General features: G+C 65.7%; 20 protein-coding genes. 5 read left to right on the top strand and 15 right to left on the bottom strand.

What is annotated here, in order from left to right; translation table 11 throughout:
- Window positions 1–36: 36 nt before the first annotated feature.
- From HH110_RS10215 to grxD, 10 genes are all read right to left on the bottom strand, one after another.
- Window positions 37–492: a type IV pilin protein gene (locus HH110_RS10215; RefSeq protein ID WP_176989591.1), complete on the bottom strand. Its 456-nt coding sequence runs from the start codon at window positions 490–492 to the stop codon at window positions 37–39.
- Complete coding sequence (locus HH110_RS10210) at window positions 489–4,301, bottom strand: pilus assembly protein (RefSeq protein WP_176989590.1); 3,813 nt, start codon at window positions 4,299–4,301, stop codon at window positions 489–491. The genes HH110_RS10215 and HH110_RS10210 overlap by 4 nt, the downstream gene beginning before the upstream one ends.
- Window positions 4,302–4,311: 10 nt before the next feature.
- On the bottom strand, window positions 4,312–4,830 hold the full coding sequence (locus HH110_RS10205; RefSeq protein WP_176989589.1) for a PilX N-terminal domain-containing pilus assembly protein: 519 nt from the start codon (window positions 4,828–4,830) through the stop codon (window positions 4,312–4,314).
- A 1-nt stretch (window position 4,831) separates the two neighbouring features.
- Window positions 4,832–6,001 carry a PilW family protein gene (locus tag HH110_RS10200; RefSeq protein ID WP_176989588.1) on the bottom strand — a complete coding sequence of 390 codons (1,170 nt, stop codon included), beginning with the start codon at window positions 5,999–6,001 and terminating at the stop codon, window positions 4,832–4,834.
- Window positions 5,998–6,480, bottom strand: a complete 483-nt coding sequence (gene pilV / locus HH110_RS10195; RefSeq protein WP_176989587.1) for a type IV pilus modification protein PilV — start codon at window positions 6,478–6,480, stop codon at window positions 5,998–6,000. Before pilV ends, HH110_RS10200 begins: the two co-directional genes overlap by 4 nt.
- A complete protein-coding gene (locus HH110_RS10190) occupies window positions 6,477–6,992 on the bottom strand; it encodes a Tfp pilus assembly protein FimT/FimU (RefSeq protein WP_176989586.1) in 516 nt (171 codons plus the stop codon). Before HH110_RS10190 ends, pilV begins: the two co-directional genes overlap by 4 nt.
- A 161-nt stretch (window positions 6,993–7,153) precedes the next feature.
- A complete protein-coding gene (ppnN, locus tag HH110_RS10185; RefSeq protein ID WP_176989585.1) occupies window positions 7,154–8,542 on the bottom strand; it encodes a nucleotide 5'-monophosphate nucleosidase PpnN in 1,389 nt (462 codons plus the stop codon).
- A gap of 314 nt (window positions 8,543–8,856) precedes the next feature.
- On the bottom strand, window positions 8,857–12,039 hold the full coding sequence (locus tag HH110_RS10180; RefSeq protein ID WP_176989584.1) for a TonB-dependent receptor: 3,183 nt from the start codon (window positions 12,037–12,039) through the stop codon (window positions 8,857–8,859).
- 406 nt (window positions 12,040–12,445) lie between these two features.
- The gene (locus HH110_RS10175) at window positions 12,446–13,186 is read right to left on the bottom strand and encodes an SDR family NAD(P)-dependent oxidoreductase (RefSeq protein ID WP_176989583.1); all 741 of its coding nucleotides are present in this window, start codon (window positions 13,184–13,186) and stop codon (window positions 12,446–12,448) included.
- Window positions 13,183–13,503, bottom strand: a complete 321-nt coding sequence (gene grxD / locus HH110_RS10170) for a Grx4 family monothiol glutaredoxin (protein ID WP_176989582.1) — start codon at window positions 13,501–13,503, stop codon at window positions 13,183–13,185. The genes HH110_RS10175 and grxD overlap by 4 nt, the downstream gene beginning before the upstream one ends.
- Before the next feature lie 129 nt (window positions 13,504–13,632).
- Between grxD and HH110_RS10165 the strand changes: the two genes are divergently transcribed.
- Complete coding sequence (locus HH110_RS10165) at window positions 13,633–14,214, top strand: superoxide dismutase (protein ID WP_176989581.1); 582 nt, start codon at window positions 13,633–13,635, stop codon at window positions 14,212–14,214.
- A 35-nt stretch (window positions 14,215–14,249) separates the two neighbouring features.
- Here HH110_RS10165 and HH110_RS10160 read toward each other — a convergent pair whose 3' ends face one another.
- Entirely contained in the window at window positions 14,250–15,398 is a 1,149-nt protein-coding gene (locus HH110_RS10160) for a 5-(carboxyamino)imidazole ribonucleotide synthase (protein WP_176989580.1), read from the bottom strand.
- Window positions 15,395–15,898, bottom strand: a complete 504-nt coding sequence (purE, locus tag HH110_RS10155) for a 5-(carboxyamino)imidazole ribonucleotide mutase (RefSeq protein WP_019186188.1) — start codon at window positions 15,896–15,898, stop codon at window positions 15,395–15,397. The genes HH110_RS10160 and purE overlap by 4 nt, the downstream gene beginning before the upstream one ends.
- 59 nt (window positions 15,899–15,957) lie before the next feature.
- On the opposite strand from purE, the gene HH110_RS10150 reads away from it, so the two are divergent.
- The 4 genes from HH110_RS10150 to HH110_RS10135 all read left to right on the top strand — a co-directional run bounded on the left by HH110_RS10150 (window position 15,958) and on the right by HH110_RS10135 (window position 18,597).
- A complete protein-coding gene (locus HH110_RS10150; RefSeq protein ID WP_176989579.1) occupies window positions 15,958–16,227 on the top strand; it encodes a Trm112 family protein in 270 nt (89 codons plus the stop codon).
- Window positions 16,224–17,084 carry a carboxylating nicotinate-nucleotide diphosphorylase gene (gene nadC, locus HH110_RS10145; RefSeq protein ID WP_176989578.1) on the top strand — a complete coding sequence of 287 codons (861 nt, stop codon included), beginning with the start codon at window positions 16,224–16,226 and terminating at the stop codon, window positions 17,082–17,084. Before HH110_RS10150 ends, nadC begins: the two co-directional genes overlap by 4 nt.
- Window positions 17,085–17,151: 67 nt before the next feature.
- Window positions 17,152–18,156 (top strand): DUF2272 domain-containing protein, encoded by a 1,005-nt coding sequence (locus HH110_RS10140; protein WP_176989577.1) that lies wholly within the window; start codon window positions 17,152–17,154, stop codon window positions 18,154–18,156.
- Between the two features lie 84 nt (window positions 18,157–18,240).
- Window positions 18,241–18,597 carry a DUF3301 domain-containing protein gene (locus HH110_RS10135; RefSeq protein ID WP_019186192.1) on the top strand — a complete coding sequence of 119 codons (357 nt, stop codon included), beginning with the start codon at window positions 18,241–18,243 and terminating at the stop codon, window positions 18,595–18,597.
- Between the two features lie 34 nt (window positions 18,598–18,631).
- Here HH110_RS10135 and HH110_RS10130 read toward each other — a convergent pair whose 3' ends face one another.
- From HH110_RS10130 to HH110_RS10120, 3 genes are all read right to left on the bottom strand, one after another.
- Window positions 18,632–19,075, bottom strand: coding sequence for a ClpXP protease specificity-enhancing factor (locus HH110_RS10130; protein WP_176989576.1), 444 nt, complete (start codon window positions 19,073–19,075; stop codon window positions 18,632–18,634).
- A 149-nt stretch (window positions 19,076–19,224) separates the two neighbouring features.
- Window positions 19,225–19,860, bottom strand: a complete 636-nt coding sequence (locus HH110_RS10125; protein WP_088433019.1) for a glutathione S-transferase N-terminal domain-containing protein — start codon at window positions 19,858–19,860, stop codon at window positions 19,225–19,227.
- Between the two features lie 160 nt (window positions 19,861–20,020).
- Window positions 20,021–20,722, bottom strand: coding sequence for a cytochrome c1 (locus tag HH110_RS10120; protein ID WP_241696536.1), 702 nt, complete (start codon window positions 20,720–20,722; stop codon window positions 20,021–20,023).
- Between the last annotated feature and the right edge of the window lie 37 nt (window positions 20,723–20,759).

Here is a 20,759-nt window from a genome sequence, read left to right as displayed (position 1 = left end):
AGGGCAACACCCCGGCGCAAGGTTTCCCTCAGCACGTCACCAACATTCGGAGAGCGTACCGCCACTGGTCTTGACGTTGGCCTGGTTGATGCCGAGGTCCCCGCATTTGTCCTTGGCTTGATTTCCTTGCGCGGTCGCAGACAAGGTGAAGGTCGACTGGGTGCCGACGAACCCGACGCTGTAAGCCGCGGTGCCGCCTTCGCGCGGCGAGCTGACCGACGAGCCGCCACCGGGTAGCGTGAACCCCTCGTAGGTGTTCTGCGTGGTGTGGTAGCGCTCGGCCAGCTGCGCATACTCGACCAGATCCGCCTTGACCTGGCCACGCTTGGACTTGCGCGTCTGCTCCACGTAACTCGGGTAGGCGATACCGGCCAGGATCGCCATGACGATCACCACCAGCATCAGCTCGATGAGCGTGAAGCCGCTCACCCTGCGCGCAAAGGCGGGCGACGCGCCACGGGCACGGGCTATGGCAGGAAACAAACGACTCATTGCAACTGCCTCCAGGACTGGCGACCACAGGGATAGGGCACGTACATCGGGACGCCGCCCGCAGCGGTAACCAACATCTGGCAGGGTTCGGCAGGCGGATCCACCGGGGGCGGCGTGCTACCGCCGGGCGACCCCGGCCCACCGTTACCCGGACCGCCCGGGTCACCGCCGGAAATGCTGCCCGGCGGTTGCTGGCGCGGCAGCACCTGAACGCCGACGTCCTTCACCGGTGCATTGCCGCCCGTCGACAGCGGTACCGCCGCCGTGCCCGCACCGTACTTGGTGCCGGTCGGCGACCCGGCGCGCATCTTTGACAACGCGGGCGCGCCGGACTGCGCACTCAAGCCGAACAGCCAGTTGGAGCCATCCGAGGCACAACTCTTGGTGGTCGGGTTGGGCACATAGGTGGGCATGAAAACCACTCCCGAGGCCAATGCGGGATAGGCAACGAAACGCTCACCCGCCGGCAGGTCGACATGCCAGCCGCGCGCGTTGGCCGGTACCGTCCCCAGCGTCATCGTGCGCACATCACCGGATGCGGACACGCTGTACGGGCGCAGATCCGCTGCGGTCATCGTCTCGCCGGGCGCGCCATCCGAGGCGTCCAGGACGGCATACAGCGATTGAATCGACTCGTCGCGGACGTCTTCGTTGAACACAAAGCTGCCCGTACCGAAGAACAGCATCACGCCGCCGCGGTCACCGTTGGTAGCATTGATGCCGCCGGTGATCGGCTGACGGTACGTCAACCCATTCTTGGTGCTGGTCTGTGTGGTGAACAGCGGCGTGGAGACCTTGGCACTGGTGTCGCGCAGGTCGAACTTCCACATCGCGCCCTTCTGATCGGCCGCGTAGACGGTATCGGCGTAGCCGTCACGCCCGCGGCTGCTGCCGGACCAGCGGTCGACCACCAGGATATTGCCCAGGCCGTTCTTGCCGGCCGGCGGGGTGCCTGCGGTCTCGGACGCTTCGATCATCGTGATGTTGGGCGAGCCGGTGCCGATGTCCACCATGAACAGCACGACCTTGCCACTGGCGCTGCCGTAGCCGTTGCCGAAGATGGCCTTCCACGTCACCGTCCCGCTGGCATCCTTGAACGGAACGATGACCGGCTTGCCCAGCACGTGCCCGATGTTGGCCTTCACTCCATCTGACCCGCTGAGGTCGTTGATTTCCCACAGGCGGCTGCCGGTACCGAAGCTGCCCGGCTTGGTCACATCCAGAGCGAACACGCCGCGTCCGCCCGCACCGGTCGTGCCGACCAGCACGGTGCCCCAGCTCTTACCGATCCGCGCATCGGAGACCGCGACCGGGCCATCGACGTAATAGCGATGGGAGAACTTCTGGAATGCCTGGTTGTTCGGATCGAGCGGGAACAGCAGGTTGCCCATGTGGCCCATCGACGTGGCGGGAATGTAGGCGAACGTTTCAGCGCCACCGCCATTGTCCATCGTGCCGGCCACCCCCATGCCACCATCGAAGGCGTGCAGCATGCCGTCGTTGGCGCCGACATAGACCATGTAACGCCCACTGCGCTTGGTCTCCAGGTAGGTGGCATAGCTCGCGCCCAGGCCTCCATCCAGCCCCCGATAACCGTAATCGTCGATGGGGGCACTGATGACCGGCGACGAATTGATGATGTCGCCAAGCACCGTGGTGCGGTCGCGGAAGCGCCCCCCTCGCCGCGTTTCCAGACTTCTGTCGCCCAGCAGGTAGCTGACCGCGTTTGCGGGCGACGCGCCGAGATCGGTCAGCTCACCGACCGAGCAACGGGCCATGCCCGGGTACAACGACGGGGACAGGTCACACAACGACTCCAGCGTGACACTGTTGCTGCTGAAGGGAAGCACTTCGGTGTTCGTACCGAAGAAAACCTTGCGCGCGGTCGGCTGCGGCATCTTGGCGCTGGCTTCCCACGCGGTGGTGTAGACCGCTTTGCGCGTTGCCTGGTCCACGGTGATCTGGCTCGCGGTGAGGCGGCTGAACCAGTCGGTCGATTCGTTGGCGATCTCGTAGTACGGCGCCACCGCCATCGAGCCGGTGCCGATGCGCGCGCCCGACTGCGCGTAGCTGCCCGAGGACGACGCACCGGCCGTCACCGACGACAGCACGCGGCGCATGGCTTGGGTGATGTCGGCCGGGGTACGCGCGTTGATGAACTCGCCACGCGTGTTGACGGCGGCATGCCAGATGTCATCGATGGTGCTGATCGCACCGTTCTCGCGCTTTGGCCAGTTGTTGTAGATGGAGGCGTTGGTATACGGGTCCTGGACGATATCGGGATTGAACAGCTTGCCGCGCCCGCCCAGGGTGATGCCGTAGAAATTGACGTGCAGGTTCTTCTGGCAATCCAGGCGCGGATCCGGGTTGGCCGTATTGCAGGCCTCCGGCACCGGCACCAGCCCGGGCGCGAGTTCCGGACGCAGTGGGGATTTGCCATCCTTGTTGATGTAGTACGAAGCGGCGATATCGGCCATCGTATTGTCGTGGCTATCCTTGAACGGGATGCCCATGTTGCCGTCGCCATTGGCATTGGCGACCGCCGGACCGTCAAGGTTGCTGTAGCCGTCCGTGAACAGCATGACGGCATTCTTCTGGCAGGCCAGCTGCACCGGGGCGAGATCATCGGTCCGGGTGAACTGCGTAGCGGCCGCCTTCACCGCCTGGCGGTTGGGGGTACTGCCCGAGGCGTTCAACGCGATCATCTCGGCGTACAGCGCGCGCTTGTCGTCCTTGGTACCCAGATCACGGATGGGCAGCACCGCGCCCTTGTCGCTCATGTCGTAGGAGGCGTTGTCGTTGATCTTGAAATAGCCCACGCGCAGGTTGTCCACCGTCGCCATGGATCGGGTCATGCCGGCGATCATGGAACGGTTGCGGTTGCCGTAGTAGGAGAACCAGTTGGCAAAGTTCTGCAACGCGATGCCATCAGTGCTTTTGATGGTGTACTTCCACATCGTGCAGCCCGTGCCACAGGCATTGGCGACCTCCGAGCGTTCCACCGCCGCGTAGGCCCCGGGGCTTCCAGCCAATTCAGGGCGCGGGTCGTTCTTGCTCGTGAACGGAAGGAAGAAGGTGGCCGGCACGTAGGTAATCGTGGCGTCGTATCGTGTTGGCTGATTTTTGACTTTGTAGAAATCTGCGGTGTTCCAGACGTAGTCATTGTTAGCCGCGAACGGGGTGCCGTCCTTCTCCCTACCATTGTTGTCATAGGCGAAGAAGACCGTGCCCTTTGGCACGATCATTCCATCGACCATGTTGAACACACCAGTGGTGGCCGCGGTCAACGACACTTTATTGGCCTGACGAGGATCGATCAGAGTATTGTCGGTGGCCGCCTGCGCGTAATCGACCACCTTCTCCTGGGCGGTGTCATAGCGCATCCACGGCTCATACTTGATCGTAGGGTTGTAGAAGGCCGGGTTGTACGTCGGGGAACGTGCGAAGCCGAACTTATCGAACGGTGCAATGCCGTAATACGCGCCGGAAATGCGCGACCCCGGCAGCACGTAGAAGAAGCTGCAGGTCCCTGATGTACTGAGCGCCTTGGAGCTGTTGAAGAAGCTCTTGGTCGTCGTATTCCAACAGGCCTCGCCATCCGCACCGGGGAACTGGGTCTGGAAGGTCATCGAGCCGGAGTTGTCGACGGTCATGATGAAGGCCGGTTGCGCCTGCACCTGATTGTTCAACGGCACCTGGGACAGCGTCCCCTGCCCCTGCGCGGCGATCAGCTGGTACGTCAGCACTCCGCCGCCGACCAGCACGGCCAGTACGGATGCGGAAATGAGTGTGGTCCTGCGCGATACCATGTGCGCGTCCTCAGAGCTTGAAAACCGTGTCAATCACGGTCGAAGAAGTGGGATTGTCAGCATCGTCGGCGGCATAGCCGGTGATCTGGTAGATCGGTATGGGGTTATCGCCCGGCCCGCCCATGCCGACGCCGGTGCCGAAGGGCACGCAGGTATCGATCTGCCTGACCGTTACCGCTGGAACGGCATCGGAACTCTGCTTGCTGCCCCACTCTGACGGGTCGAAGGCAGCATCGCAGCCGGCATCGATGTCGCCGGCGCCGATCAGGCTGCCGTCGGGCACCGCCTGACGATTGGCGATTTTCTCCACGAGATGTTCGGCGGTGCGCACCGTCGCTTCGGTGTTCTGGAAGGAGAGATTGCTCGCGCGATAGTTGGCCGACATCTTTTCCTGCATGCCGGCGACCTGCATGCCCGCGATACCGATCAGCGCCAGCAGGATCAACATCACCAGCGCCACATACAGCACGGCGCCACGCTGGCGGCGCGGGGCCGGAGAACGAACGACGGGGCGGACGGAGGCGTGCATGTCAGTTCCCATAGAGTCGATTGCGCAAGGCCACCGATACTTCATAGCTGGCCCGGTAGCGGGTATCGCGGGTATCGGACGGCGCGAACTCCACGCCCAGTGCGCCCTGGCGAGCTACCTTCTGCTGGGCCTGCAACGCATCGGCCGGTTGCGGGCTGCGTGCCAGCACGCCGACCTGCACCAGGCCTACGCGCCGCCACTGGCCGGCAGCGGCGGCATCGGTGCCTGTGGAGACGCCACTGGCGGTTGCCTGTGCGGTGATGTTGCCGATCGGCGAGGCATCCGCACTGATGTTGGTGGTCGAATCCAGGCCGAACAGCACCTGCAGATTCTCGATGCCCTCGACCAGTTCTTCATTGAGCTCGGCCGGATATTGGCCAGCAGAATTGGCGCGGGCACGTCGCAACGCCGGCTCGCCGGACGCGCCGACCCCGATGTAGTACACGATGGATTCGGCGCGGTAGACCAGCGTCTGCCCGTTCGGCGGTGCGTATCGGGACAGGTCCGCATTGGTCGCCGTCACCGTGCCGCCAGCCAGCGTCCCCGGGAAAATATCAACATGGGCGCAATCGGCGATACCGAACATCGTCGGCGCAGCGGGCGTGCCCTGGCTCAACCGCGCGGCGCGCTCCGTGTCCATCGTCAATTCGCTGCTGCCGCTGTCCGCCGAGATGGCCGTGACCGGAACGCCCTCACCGGCCAGGAAGCGCAGTACCAGCACGTCGCTGCCGCCCAGCGGATTCAGCCCGACGATCCCGGACGGCAGGCCACTGGCATCACTCCAGGCCTCGCCCAGAGTCAGGGTATTGCCTGGCGCGGTGCCGCCGGCTTCATAGCCCTGCACCGCCACCGAGAAATCCAGCGGGCTGCCGGCACCGGTGGCAGCCGTGAAATGATGTCGTGGATCCCCCTCATCCTTGATGAAGTGGGCCTGGTCGTTGACGCACCCGTAGTGTCCAGCCATGCGGATGTCGCGCTCGAGGAAGTCGATCGCAAACCGCGCATTCTCCTGAGTACGTGCAACGCCTTCGGCCAAGCGGGAGGCTGTGCGCGAGGCGATGAAGACCTGGATGACGCCCAGCATCAGCACGGTACCGATCACCACCGCGACCATCAGTTCGATCAGCGACAGACCCTGCTGCCTGCGCGACATGTTCGGGAAAGGGGTCATAGCTGCGACGTCACGGTGAAAGTGGTCTTGTCATCGGGGTTGTCCTTGTCCCAGCGCTGGTCGCCCCAGGCGATCCCGACGGTGACGCTGCCATCGCTGTAGGTCACGTTGGCACTGGCGGTTTCGCCCAGCGCCTTGGCCACCTGGCACTGCCACCGTGCGACGTTCTGTTCGATGGTGACCGCATCCCCGGTCGGACGGCCACAGGCCCCGGCCACGGCCACTGATCCGGCCGAGAACGATGCCGTGCTGTACCAGGCTGCCTGGAAACGATTGGCACGCATCTGATCGATCAGGTCATACGCCAGGTTGGTCGCTTGGGTGCGGTAGTTGGCGCTCTGGGTAAAGCGCACGCTCATGGTCTGCAGCAGCGCGAAGCCGAGCAGGCCAAACGCAAGCACCACAATAGCAACCAGCACCTCGATCAAGGTAAATCCACCTGGCACTGCGCGCAGGCGGCGATGGCGTTTGCGCTTCATTGGCACGCTCCCTGGGCACTGCGTGCCTGGCCGGAGGAATTGATGGTCACGGTGCGCTGCATCGGTTGGCCGCTGCATTCGTCAGGCCGCAGGGTCAGCGTCTGGTCGGCAGACGCCTGGCGGCGACCTCGCCCGTCGAAACTGATGGCCAAGTTGTCCGGCCCGTCAACGACCAGCCTGGGGTGGCCCTGGCTGTAGCGCAGGACCGTTTCGCCGGTTTCCAGGGTACCGCTGCCGTCCGGGTCGGCAAAAGCCAGCATGCCGCTGTTCCAGTCGCCGTCGCAGCTGCTGCCAGTGGCGCTGCCACAGACACCCCCGCCCCTGTTGTTACGGATGGCCTCACTGCGTGCGAGCGCCAGCAGGCCCAACGCTTCATTGTTGGCCGCAACCACCCGATTGGATCGGATGACGCCCAGAAAATTCGGGAACCCCACCGCGACCAGCACGGCAAGCACCGCCATGGTCACCATGAGCTCGATCAGTGTGAAGCCGTTGGACCGGCGCAAAGACATGAAACGCTCCCAGCGTTGATGACACAGAAGATGAACGCCCCGCCGCCGATCAGCAAGCGGCGGCAGGACGAACGGTCGCCCGGAGGCGACAGGCGTCAATCAGTTGACGCCGATCGACACCGGCGGCGGCCCCCCTGCCCGCCACCGGCCGGGTCACGGCCTCAGGCCATGACCTTGTAGCAGGGCTGGTACTCGCCCGAGATCTTCATGCGGCGCTGGTCGACGAAGGCGCGCAGCAGCTCGTCCAGGGCCTGCATCATGTCCGCGTCGCCGTGGATTTCGAACGGACCGAACTGCTCGATGCGACGCATCCCGTCTTCCTTCACGTTGCCGGCGACGATGCCGGAGAACGCACGACGCAGGTCGGCGGCCAGGGCATGCGGCGGGCGGCCGTGGTGCAGGTCCAGCGCGGCCATCGCCTCGTGGGTCGGCACGAACGGCTGCTGGTACTCCCACGGAATCTCGATCGACCAGTTGAAGAAGAACGAGTCCTTCTGCGCCAGGCGGTGCTCGCGCACGCGCTTGATGCCCTGGGCCATCTTGCGGGCCACGTTGACCGGGTCGCCGATGATGATCTCGTAGCGGCTGGCGGCTTCTTCACCCAGGGTGAGGCGGATGAAGCGGTCGATCTGCTCGAAGTACGGCGCGGCGACGGTCGGGCCGGTCAGGATCAGCGGGAACGGCAGGTCCTTGTTCTCGTCGCGCAGCAGGATGCCCAGCAGGTACAGGATCTCCTCGGCGGTGCCGACGCCGCCGGCGAACACGATGATGCCGTGGCCGATGCGCACAAACGCTTCGAGGCGCTTCTCGATGTCCGGCATGATCACCAGGTGATTCACGATCGGGTTCGGCGACTCGGCGGCGATGATGCCCGGCTCGGTCAGGCCGATGTACCGCGTGGTGGTCTTGCGCTGCTTGGCATGGGCGATGGTGGCGCCCTTCATCGGACCCTTCATCGCACCCGGGCCGCAGCCGGTGCAGATGTCCAGGCCACGCAGGCCCAGCTCGTAGCCGACCTGTTTGGTGTACAGATACTCATCGCGGCCGATCGAGTGACCGCCCCAGCACACGACCAGGTTCGGGTCGCCCGGGTTGAGGATGCGCGCGTTGCGCAGCAGCCCGAACACCGCGTTGGTGATGCCTTCGGAGGATTCCAGCTCGGCCGCGTAGGCCGGGCCCATCTCGATGGCCATGTAGGCCAGGTCGCGGACCACGGCGAACAGCAGCTCGGCGACGCCGCGGATGATCTCGCCATCCACGAACGCCATCGCCGGCGCATTGACCAGGTCGATGCGCACGCCGCGGTCCTGCTGCGCCACCTGGATGTCGAAATCGGGGTACAGATCGCGCGCCGCGCGCGGATCGTCGGAGGCGCTGCCGCTGGTCAGCACGGCCAGCGCGCAGCGGCGCAGCAGCTCGTGCATGCCGCCACCGGAGGCGTCCCGCAGGCGCGCTACTTCGGCGCGCGACAGCACATCCAGCCCACCGCGCGGGTAGATCCGCGCGTCCTGCACCGGCAGCGTACGCGCCGGTTTTTCGTTGATCGTCATGTCCATCTTTTTCGCTTTCCTCAAGGTTACCGACTGTACCGCTGCCCCCTTAAAAAGCAAAACGGCCGGGAAACCCGACCGTTGGATGTGTCCTGACCGCGACAGGGGCGCTGGGCCGTCGCAGTTGCGCCGATTTTCGCGCAACCAGCTGAAGATACGCCCATAAGCCGCCCAGCACAACCACCGGGGCAGCATCGCCTGGAAACGCGCGACGTCTCTGCCGGCCCGCGTCCCCGCCGAAGCGTGAAACGCCGGCAGAAAAAAAGCGGCCGGGTTGCCCCGGCCGCTTTCAATCCCACGCTACGTTCGATGCATCAGAACTTGTAGCGGAAGCCCAGCTGCAGCGACCACTGCGACACGCCGGTGTTGAAGCCGTCAGCGTCCGCGTTGGCGAAGGCGCTGTCGGTCACGGTGGCGCTCGTGTTGCCCTGACGCTCCGCGCGGAACTCGTACAGGTACTTGCCAGTGGTCGGGTCGATGCCGCGGAAGTTGGCGATGCCCTGGTCAGCATAGAAGCCGAAGTCGTCGATGCGACCCCACTTCTTGTTGAGCAGGTTGCCCACGTTCTGGATATCGAGCCAGATTTCGGACTTGTGACCCTTCATGAAGCCCGGCAACTGCTGGGTGATACGCACGTCAAAGGTGTTGACCCAACCGGCGCGAGCCGAGTTCTGCGGGGTCACCTGGCCGGCGTAACGGTTCAGCTGTGCATTGTTCTCCATCCATGCGAAGAAGGCTTCTTCCATGGCGGCACCGCCGGTGAACAGCACGTCGCCACGACCCTTCGGCACATAGAACAGGTCGTTGTAGGTGCGGCCGTCGCCGTTCATGTCGTTGGAGTACACGAAGCTGTACGGACGACCGGTACGGCCTTCATAGAACATGCCGACCTGGGTCTCGTAGTCACCGAAGAACGCATGCTTCCAGTTCACCGAACCCGAGATGCGGTTGCGGATCTCGTAACGCGAGCGCGCAAGCGCGTTCTCGTTGGCCTGGAAGATGTAGTTGTTGTTCCAGTTCGAGGTCGCCACCGAGGAGGTGTTGCTGGCAACTTCCTTCGCATCGGTATAGGTGTAGCCCAGGTTCCAGGCCCAGTCACTGTCCGGGCTGAACGGCTTGGCCAGGGACACGGTGAACTGCGCGGTGCGACCCTTGTCGGTGTTGTCCAGCAGCACGGCATCGCTCACCCAGCTCGGGGTGGTCGACTTGGAGGTCGAGGCGTTGGCAATGTTGCCCCAGTAGAAGTTGCGACCGTCCGGACCACCGGTGTAGCTCGGCTGCACCAGTTCCAGGCGCTTGAAGTACAGACCATCCTTGACCTTGGTCACCAGCAGCTCGGCCGATGCGACCAGACCGTTCCACGGCAGTTCGTGATCGAACGCCAGATTGGCCTTGTACACGGACGGGGTACGGAAATCGTCGGAGACGAAGTTCACGACCTGCTGCCCCGGACGGTTGCGGTTGGCGTACGGGTAGTCGGTGCCCTGGGTGAAGTTCACGCCGTTGTTGGCGTAGATGTTGCCCAGCCACACCTGCGGCGCTTCACCACGGAACAGGCCAACGCCACCGCGCAGCTGCGTCGGGCGATCGCTGTCGAAGGTGTAGTTGAAGCCGACGCGCGGCTGCACCAGGAAGCCGTTGTCGCCGATCGAACGGTTGTCGTAACCGAAGAACTCACTGGCACGCTGGTTGTAGGCCGTGTCCTTGTTGGTGTCGTACTTGTCCGCACGCACGCCCAGGGTCAGGGTCAGGTTGCTGTTGACATACCAGGTGTCCTGCACGAACAGGCCCAGGGTGGTGTAGTCGTAGTCGGCCGCAAGGCTCTCCACGCCACCGTCCACCGGGTTGCGCCAGGTGCTGACCACCGGCGTGTTGTTTCGGAAACCTTCGATGCCGTTGTAGACCAGGTAGCCGTCGATGTTCGGCGCGTACAGGTTGTAGATTTCGTTCTTGCTGTAGTCCGCACCGAACTTCACGTCATGGTCGCCCAGGGTGAGCGTACCGGAGGCGAAGTAGTTCCAGGTCTTGGTGTACAGCTCGTTGTACTGGGTGTTGGCTTCGGTACCCAGGTACAGGGTCGGATTGGCGACCGACTCCCGGTTCGAGTTCAGACCACCGAAACCGATCAGGATCGCCGGAGTGCCCGGAGCCGACGGGTTACGGATGGCCGAGTAATCGCGGTAGCTGGCCTTGATTTCGGTCGAGAAGTTGTCGCTCCAGTCGCTGAACAGCTGGCCGACGTAGGACTCGATCTTCTTGTCGTGCTGGTACCAGTACGAACTGATCGACGCACCGGTGGTCTGGCCGTAGCCGTTGATGCGCAGCTTGTCCTGCTCCAGCTTGCTGTAGCGGAAGCTCGCACGCTGGTTGTCGGTGATGTTCCAGTCCAGCTTCAGCGCGTACTCTTCGAGGTTGGTGTCCGAAGCGGCGTCGTAGCTGCCCGCCGACACGCCATAACGATCCTGGAAGATCTGCTGGGCCTGGGCGATCTGGGCATCGGTGATGGTGCCGGCGCCGATGGCGCTGCCGGCGATGTCGGCGCCGGGAGCGGACTGCTCGAACTTCTCATAGTTGGCAAAGAAGAACAGCTTGTCCTTCACCAGCGGGCCACCCAGCGTGAAGCCGTAGGTCTTCTCGTCTTCGAAACCGTTGAACTTGCCGCCACCCGGGTTGTCACCGAACCAGCTGCCGTCACGCATGTAGCCGTAGACCGAGCCGTGGAATTCATTGGTACCCGACTTGGTCACGGCATCAACCACAGCGCCGGTGGCGCCAGTGATGGTGATGTCGTAGCTGGACAGGTCGACGTTGATGGCTTCGATGGCTTCCATCGAAACCGGCTGGCGACGGGTCGGGAAGCTGTTGCCTTCCAGGCCAAAGGTGTCGCTGGCGGACACGCCATCGATACGGACGGCGTTGTAGCGCGGGTTCTGGCCGCCGGCGCTGATGCTGCCCGAAGCACGGTCAACGAAAGCGACACGCGGATCCAGGCGCATCATGTCCTGGATGTTGCCGCCGACGGACGGCATGGCTTCGATCGTTTCCTGGCTGATCGACGTGCCCGAGCCCATCTTGGTGGCGCTGAACACTTCCGAGCCTGCGGCCACGGCGGTGACCTGCACGGCATCGAGGTTCGTCGCAGCGAGGTCGCCGGTCAGTGCCGCATTGACGGTACCGATCTGGTTGACGCCGAGGTACACACCTTCTTCAGTGCGCGTGCCTTCACCCGGCTTGTTGATGGTGATGGTGTACGGACCACCCACGCGCAGGCCGCGCGCGTTGTAACGACCCGATGCATCGGTCGTGGCGCGGCTGACGGTGCCCGACTCGGTGTGCGTGATGGTGACTTCTGCACCGACGACAGGCGCGCCTGCAGCCGACGTGACCTGACCGCCGACACCGGAAGAGGTGCTCTGGGCGAAGGCGGGAGCGGCGGCAAGTGCAGCCACGAGACCAAGCGTCAGCTTGGACATCCGGAGACAACGGGAGTGGGTCATTGGGGAGTAGCCTCGATGCGAGATTGGCGATGGCGGAGAAAAAAACGCGCCCAAGCAGCCTTGCTGGCGGCTGACTGGACTTTTATCTGGGTTCCCTAGCCGCGAGCTGGTTTCAGCCGCAACGGTTAACACTAGATTAACACGATAGCCTCCGATTGTGACGGTTTGGAGACAAAACACACGCCATCACAACGGGATCGTGACGCTATCTTCACATCTGTTTATGACTCGCTGAATGCAGGGTGGCAGCGGATTTCAGGTGGGGTCGCTTGCCGGGGAGCCGGCCAGCCGCCGGCACTACCGGGTTGGCTGGGGAGCCGGCCAGCGGCCGGCGCTACCTGGCATCGTTGGGGTCGTCGTCCAGTGCCGGCACGTCCCAACAAAGGCGTTGACGCCTTTGGCGCCCTCAGGCGGCGAGAATCCGGCCGCGGTGCGCGGCGCCCGCGGCGGACAGCAGCAGGACCGCCGCGGCGGCACAGTCGGCCGGGTCCCGGGCGGTACGGTCTTCATCCAGCGAGAACGCGCGGGCGCGCAGGGCCGTGCGCATCGGGCCGGGCTGCAGGCCGCTGACCCGGACCGGGCTGCGGCCGAGTTCGTCATGCAGGGAGGCGATCAGTCCGCGCAACCCATGCTGGGCCGCGCCGTAGCCGCCCCAGTAGGCCTGCCCTACCCGCTCGGGATCGTCCACGGTGAACACCAGGGCGGCATCGTCGCGCTGGCGCAGCAGCGGCAGGCAGGCCTGGGCCAGCCAGGCCGGTGCCGTCAGGTTCACGTGGACCGCACGGGCGAAGGCGGCCGGGTCGGCCAGTTCGAACGGGGTCAGCCCGGCGAAATCGGCCGCGCAGTAGAGCACCCCGTCCAGCCGGCCCAGCTCGGACTGCAGGCGCTCGGCCAGCGTGGCGTAGTCGTCGGGGGTCGCGCCTTCCAGATCCAGCGGATACAGCAGCGGCTCCGGGCCGACGGCTTCGACCGCGGCGTAGACCCGGTCCAGCCGGCGCGGTTTGCGCCCCAGCAGCACCACGGTGGCCCCGGCCTGCGCACAGGCCACGGCGGCAGCGCTGCCAAAGCCTCCCCCGGCCCCGGCAACAAGAATGACGCGATCGGCGAGCGATCCGGTCCCGACCACCACGGACGGGACCGCACTCACGGCTGGGAGGCCTCTTCGACGATGCGCTTGAGCTCGCCGGATTCGAACAGCTCCAGCACGATGTCACAGCCACCAATCAGCTCACCGTGGATGAACAGCTGCGGGAAGGTCGGCAGATTGGAGAAGCGCGGCAGGTTGGCGCGGATCTCAGGCTCTTCCAGCACGTTGACCGTGCGCAGCGCGATCGCGCCGGCGGCCATCAACGCCTGGAGGGCACGGCTGGAAAAGCCGCACATGGGATATTGCGGGGTGCCCTTCATGAACAACACGAGGGGGTAACGTTCGACTTCGGACTGGATCTGCTGCATCACCGCCACAACGACTCTCCCTCCAATGGGACAACCCGGCCTCACCGGTCGGATAGACTTCCCTGACCGCCATTGTATGCCCTACCTTCGCGTGGTGGGCACTCTGTCGGCGCTCTCCCCTCCCAATCTGTCGTGCCCATGCCCCTCGAACTGCCTCGCCTTCCCTACGACCGCGCCGCCCTGCAACCCCACCTGTCGGCGGAGACGCTGGACCTGCATCACGGGCGGCACTTGCGGGCCTATCTGGAGGCGGTCAATGCACGTATCGACGGCACGGAGCTGGCCGAGCTGCCGCTGGAGGACATCGTCCGCCAGAGCCAGGGCAGCCTGTTCGATGCAGCGGCGCAGGCCTGGAATCACCAGTTCTATTTCCAGTGCCTGCACCCGCGCGCCGGTGGCGATCCGCAGGGCCGGCTCGGCGAACGGGTGACCCGATATTTCGGGGATGCCAAGCGGCTGCGCGAGGCCTTCGACCGCGCGGCGCTGGGCCTGTTCGGCTCGGGCTGGGTGTGGCTGGTGCAGCACCCCAACGGCGCACTGGCGATCCAGGTCACGCGCAACGCGGGCACGCCGTTGACCGGCGAGAGCACGCCGCTGCTGGCCTGCGATGTGTGGGAACACGCGTATTACACCGATTACCAGAATGAGCGCGCCCGCTATCTGGAGGCGTTCTGGAAACTGGTGAACTGGGATTTCGTCACCGCGCAATTGCGCGATTGAGGCGGTGCCGGCCAGCGGCCGGCACCACCAGGCCTCTAACCGCGCAGGCTCTCGATCACCGGCGCAACCTGCTCACCGCGATCAAGCTGTCCACCGACGGTCTCCAATGCACCGGCCAGCGCAGCCGCATCATCGTCGCGCAGCGTGGCATGGCCTACCTTGCGTCCGTCCCGCGCCTGCTTCCCGTAATCGTGCCAATGGCCACTGGCCTGGCCGAGCACGGCCGCAGCATCGGGCATCTGCCCGATCCAGTTGAGCATGCAGGCGTGGCCGAGCATGCGCGTGTCGCCCAGCGGCAGGCCGAGCACGGCGCGCAGGTGGTTCTCGAACTGCGAGGTCTCGCTGCCTTCGATGGTCCAGTGGCCGGAGTTGTGTACCCGCGGCGCCATCTCATTGGCCAGCAGCTCGTCGCCGCGGCAGAACAGCTCCAGCGCGAACACGCCCACATAGTCCAGTCGCTCGGCCAGGGTGCGTGCGTAGCCGATGGCAGCCTCGTGCTGGGCCGCCGACAGCCGTGCCGGGGCCAGGCTGGCCGAGAGCACACCATTGACGTGCCAGTTGCCGGTGATCGGCCAGGCGCGGAACTCGCCGTCCTGCCCGCGTACCGCCACCACGCTGACCTCGCGATCAAAGGCGACGAAGCCTTCCAGGATCAGGCCGGTCTTCTCGACCTGGCTGCCGAGGGTGTCCCAGGCCGCGTCGATGTCGGTGGTACTGCGGATCCGGAACTGACCCTTCCCGTCGTAGCCCAGGCGGCGGGTCTTGATGATGCAGGGCATGCCGAATTCGGCGACCTTGGCCGCCAGTTCGTCGCGGCTGCGGATGTCGGCGAAGGGCGGCAGCGGGATGCCCAGCGACTGGAACAGGGTCTTCTCGCTGAGCCGATCCTGGGCCACGGCCAGCGCATCCGGATTCGGATGCACCGGCACGCGCTCGGCCAGGAACGTCGCGCTCTGCGCCGGCACGTTCTCGAAATCGAAGGTCACCACGTCCACGCGGGCGGCGAAGGCGGCCAAGGCGGCTTCATCCTCGAACGCGGCCACCTGCAGCGGCGCCACCTGGGCGCCACAAGCATCGGCAGCCGGGTCGAACAGCTCGAAGCGCAGCCCCATCGGCGCACCGGCCAGGACCATCATGCGGGCGAGCTGGCCGCCGCCCAGGATGCCAACGGTCTTGGAGGTCATTGACGCGGGTCGTCGTGGGCCATGACGTCTTCGGTCTGGCGGGCACGGAAGGCTTCCAGCGCCTCACCGATCGCCGGCTGGTCCGAGGCCAGCATGGCGGCCGCGAACAGCGCCGCATTGGAAGCGCCGGCATTGCCGATGGCGAAGGTGGCGACCGGGATGCCGGCCGGCATCTGCACGATCGAGAGCAGCGAGTCCATGCCGTTCAGGGCCTTGGACTGCACCGGCACGCCCAGCACCGGCACGGCGGTCTTGGCGGCGATCATGCCCGGCAGGTGCGCGGCCCCGCCGGCACCGGCGATGATCGCGCGCAGGCCACGCTGGCCCGCCTGCTCGGCGTAGGTGAACAGCACGTCCGGCGTGCGGTGCGCCGAAACCACTTTCACTTCATAGGGAACGCCCAGCGAATCCAGCTTCTGGGCGGCGTGCTGCATGGTTTCCCAATCCGAGCGGGAACCCATGACGATGCCGACGAGCGGCGCGGTTTGGTTGAGGGTCATTGGCCGTCACCTGCCTTAAAGACGTATTCTAGCCGTCTTCCACGCAAGACGAAGAATCCATGGATCGCAAGCTGCTCGACCTCCTGTGCTCGCCCGATACGCGCCAGCCCCTGTCCCTGCTCGACGCCACCGGCCTGGACGCGCTCAACCGTGCGATCGGCAGCGGTGCCGTGCTCAAGGCCGATGGCAGCCCGCAGGCCCAGGCGCTGCGCGAGGCCCTGCTGACCCGCGACCGCAAGCAGGTGTTCCGCGTGGACGACGGGATCCCGGTGCTGCTGGCCGAAGAGGCCATCGCCACCGCCCAGATCGCCGATTTCCCGGAAAAATGAGCCACCTCCCCGTGCCGGCCCCCGAGGCCGCCCTGGTGGCCGCCGATGTGGCCCGTGCACTGGCCGAGGACATCGGCAGCGGTGATGTCACCGCCGCCCTGCTCCCCGACCGCCCCGACACCGCCTACCTGCTGTGCAAGCAGGACGCGGTGATCGCCGGCCGCCCCTGGTTCGATGCGACCCATCAGGCGCTCGACCCGCAGGTTCGGATCGACTGGCGCGTGGCCGAGGGCGACCACGTCGCCGCCGGTACCGTGCTGGCCCTCCTGCAGGGCCGAAACCGCAGCCTGGTGAGCGCCGAGCGGACCTCGTTGAATTTCCTGCAGACGCTGTCCGGCACGGCGACCACCACCGCTCAGTACGTGGCGGCGGTGGCCGGTACCGGCGCGCTGATCCTGGACACCCGCAAGACCCTGCCCGGGCTGCGCGTGGCGCAGAAGTACGCGGTGCGCTGCGGCGGCGGTGACAACCATCGCCTGGGCCTGTTCGACACGGTGATGCTCAAGGAAAACCACATCCGTGCCGCCGGCTCGCTGACCGCCGCGGTGCTGGCCGCGCGCGCGCACTGGCCGGCATTGCCGCTGGTGGTCGAGGTCGAGGACCTGGACCAGCTGCGCGAGGCGCTGGAGGTCGGCTGCACCCGCATCCTGATCGACGATTTCGACGCCGCCACGCGGCGCGAGGCCGTGCGCATCGCGGCCGGGCGGATTCCATTGGAAGTCTCCGGCAGTGTCGGCCTGGACGGCCTGCGCGCGATCGCCGAGGACGGCGTGGACTGCATCTCGATCGGCGGGTTGACCAAGCATGTGCAGGCGATCGACCTGTCGTTGAAACTGGGCGATCCCCCGCGCGGATAATGCCGCTTTCACGGTATGGGCAGATGCGGTCTGCGAGGCTGCGTCTGCCCCCACCTGGATTGCACGCATGCGCTGCCTGCCGCTTCTCGCCTGCCTGTCTCCCCTGCTCGCGCTGCTGCCCCTGCAGGCCGCCGCCGCCGAGGTCTGCGATGTGCCGCCGCGCTTCGGGCTCAGCCCGTTGGCGATCAACATCGTCAAGACCGCCTGCAACGAACACCGCCTCTGGTACCGGCCTTTCATCGATCGCGATGGCCGCGCGGCCAGCCTGAGCGTGACCGAAGCCGAGGACGTACACCTGGCCGACAACGGCCTGGTTGCCTGGCAGCGCGTGGTCGGCTACTGGCGGCAGAGCGGCACGCTGTCCCCGATGAGCAGCCAGCCCGGCGCATCGAGCTGCATGGCCCCACCGGGCACGCGCTACACCGACACCGACTGCCGTGCGTTCCTGGTGGACAACCCGTGGTCGGCCGCCTTCATTTCCTGGGTCATGACCCGCGCCTCGGTCCCCGGCTTCACCCGGTCGCCGCGGCACATCGACTACATCCGCGCGGCGTACCAGAACAGCGGACCGTACCGGATGACCGACCCGGCGCAGGAGAAACCGGCGCCGGGCGACCTGCTGTGCTACCTCCGCGACCGGCGCGAGACCCTGAGCTACAGCGGCCTGGTGCAGTCACTGGGCAGCGGCGCGGTGACGCACTGGAAATCGCATTGCGAAGTGGTGATCGCGGCCAACATGGGCGGCGACCGCACGCTGTATCTGATCGGCGGCAATGTGATGAACACCGTCGCGTTGCGCAAGCTGTCGCTGGACCGCAGCGGCCGGGTCGAGCTGCCGCCCGCGAAGGCCAGTGCAGGCGACGGTGTGGATCTGGGCTGTACGCCGGGCCGCGAAGAGGAATGCAGCTTCAACCGCCAGGACTGGGCCGCACTGCTGAAGCTGGTGGCGACCGCCCCGGCGACGATGCCGATGGACGCGCCCGTTCCGGGCGATATGCCAGTGCCGGGCGCGATGACACCGCCGATCCCGGCGCCACAGCCCGTACCGGTCCCGCCACCCCGCACGCCCTGATCGTCGACGCCCGCATGGCTTGATCCGCGCCGCATTCGTCGCCATCTTGGAGGGACCGTCCTCCTTGACCGCGCCGAGTCACCGATGCCCAGTTTGATCCTGTTGATGATTGCCGGCGCGTTCGCGTACGCCTTCTGGAATTCCTCGCGTGCCGCCGCCGAACGTGCCGGCGTGCTCGGGCGCAATGCCTGCCGCGCTGCCGACGTGCAGTGGCTGGACCAGAGCGTGCACGCCACCGGCCTGCGCGTGTGCCGCAAGGACAACGGCTGGCTGGGCTGGGAGCGCACCTTCAAGTTCGAGTATTCGCACGATGGCGTGGACCGCCACAGCGGCCGCATGGTGCTGCGGGGCGATCAGCTGATCACGTTCGTGGGTCCCTCGGCGGCGCGGATCAGTGAAATCCGGCGCGATATCGATACCCGGGATGCTGAAGACGTTTAATGAAATGGCCGCCTTGCGGCGGCCATGGTGTGTCTTATTTGACGACCCGCAGATGCGGGCGACCGCTGGGCTTGGGCGGTGCATCGTCCGGCGGGGTCGGTGAATCGTCCGGCGGCAGTTCGTCGTCCGGGCCCGGCTCATGGCCCGGGATATCGTCCGGCAGCGCCATGCCCTGCCCCGTCTCGCGGGCATACACGGCCAGCACGGCCGAGATCGGCACGTGCACCGGGTAGCTGGTGCCGGAGAAGCGGGCCGAGAAGCTCACGCTCTCATTGTCGATATGCAGGCGCACCACGGCGCGCTCGGCGATGTTCAGGACGACGCGGCCGTCCTTGACCGCGCTCTGCGGCACCTGCACGCCGGGCATGCCGGCGTCGACCAGGATATGCGGCGTCAGGTCGTTGTCATTGATCCATTCCACCAGGGCCCGCAACAGGTACGGACGGTGGCTGGTCATGCGAAAAGTGTCTTCAGTCATGTGGTAGAGCCGAGCCGTGCTCGGCTGCTCTTGATCCGGATTGCCTGATGCAAGTGTACGCGCCCGCCTACCCGCAGGTCAGCCATCACGCGTACCGGCACCGCGATTTCGTTCAGTACGCCGGGGGTGCACGCGGCACCCGGGCGCGATCAGACCGGCAGGTCGCGGAGCTTCTTTTCCTGCTCGGTGAGGCTGCGGATGAAGCCCGGGTGGCGGAAAATGCGGTTGCCGTAGTCTTCGATCGACTTGCCATCCTTCGGCAGCGGCACGTCCAGTGCCTGCAGCCGCCAGATGATCGGCGCCATCGCGCAGTCGGCCAGGCTCATTTCCGGATTGAGGAAGAACTTGCTGGCCTTGAACAGCGGTACCGCGCTGGTCAGCAGTTCCTTGAGCCGCTTGCGGCCCGCCTCGGCCTGGGTCTTGTTGCCCAGCTGGATGGCCTGCACCTGCGGCACCCAGTCGTGTTCGATACGCAGCATCGCCAAGCGGATGCGGGCCCGCGAGAGCGGATCGACCGGCATCAACGGCGGGTGCGGATAGCGCTCGTCCAGGTACTCGCTGACCACCGACGCCGCGTACAGCACCAGCTCGCGCTCCACCAGGGTGGGCACGGAATGGTACGGATTGAGATCGATGAGATCCTCGGGCGGATTCTGCGGGTCGACCGGCACGGAGTCATAAGTGACGCCCTTGGCCGCCAGTACCAGCCGCACGCGATGGCACAGGACATCGTCGTTCGAGGAAAACAGCGTCAGGGTGTTCCGCATGCGTACGCTCGCCGCCATCAAAGGCTCTCCAACGTCCGGTAACCGCCGGTCGTATCGGCGCCGCCAGCCCATTGCCGACGGTCGTCACAGTACCCGAGTGTGCAACCGCACATCACAAAAGCCAATAGGTCGATCGTCCCACGACAGGAACGATCGACACAGGACGGCGTCCGGCGGCTCAGTGGACGTCCTTCCAGTATTCCTTCTTGAGCAGGTACGCCAGGAAGGTCAGCAGTGCCAGGAACAGGATCACCCAGACGCCCAGCTTCTGGCGCTTCAGGGCGGCCGGCTCGCCGGCGTACTCCAGGAAGTTGGTGATGTCGCGCACCGCCTGGTCGTACTGGCCGGCGTCGACGTTGCCCGGCTGCTCGATCTTCAAGCCGACCACCGGTGCGTCGAGTCCCGGGCCTTCGGCCTTGCCATGCACGGCGTGCTGCAGCCCCTGCATTTCCCACAGCGGGTTGGGCATGGAGGCATTCGGGAACACGGTGTTGTTCCAGCCCAGCGGTCGCGTGGGATCGAGGTAGAACGACTTGAGGTACGTGTAGACCCAGTCGCTGCCACGCACGCGCGAGATCAGGCTCAGGTCCGGCGGCATCTTGCCGAACCACTTCTCGGCCTGCGCCTTGGGCATCGTCACCGGAATCGGTTCGCCAACCGGGGTACCGGTGAAGTTGAGGTTGTTCATGACCTCCTCTTCGCTCAGCCCGAGATCGGCGGCCATGCGCGAATAGCGCAGGTATTTCAGCGCGTGGCAGCCGGAGCAGTAGTTCATGTAAAGCTGCGCGCCGCGCTGCAGCGAGGCGCGGTCGCTCAGGTCATTGCCGGCCTGCAGGGTCTTGGCACCCTCGGCGGCATCGGCGGCCGCGACACCCAGCATCAGGGCCGCCGCGCAGGCCAGCCGGACAATCCAGTGG

This window comes from Stenotrophomonas sp. SAM-B (genome assembly GCF_013387485.1).
Lineage (GTDB): Bacteria > Pseudomonadota > Gammaproteobacteria > Xanthomonadales > Xanthomonadaceae > Stenotrophomonas > Stenotrophomonas maltophilia_AA.
The sequence above is the reverse complement of the archived record's forward strand: the minus strand, read 5'-3'. Positions and strand labels throughout refer to the sequence as shown.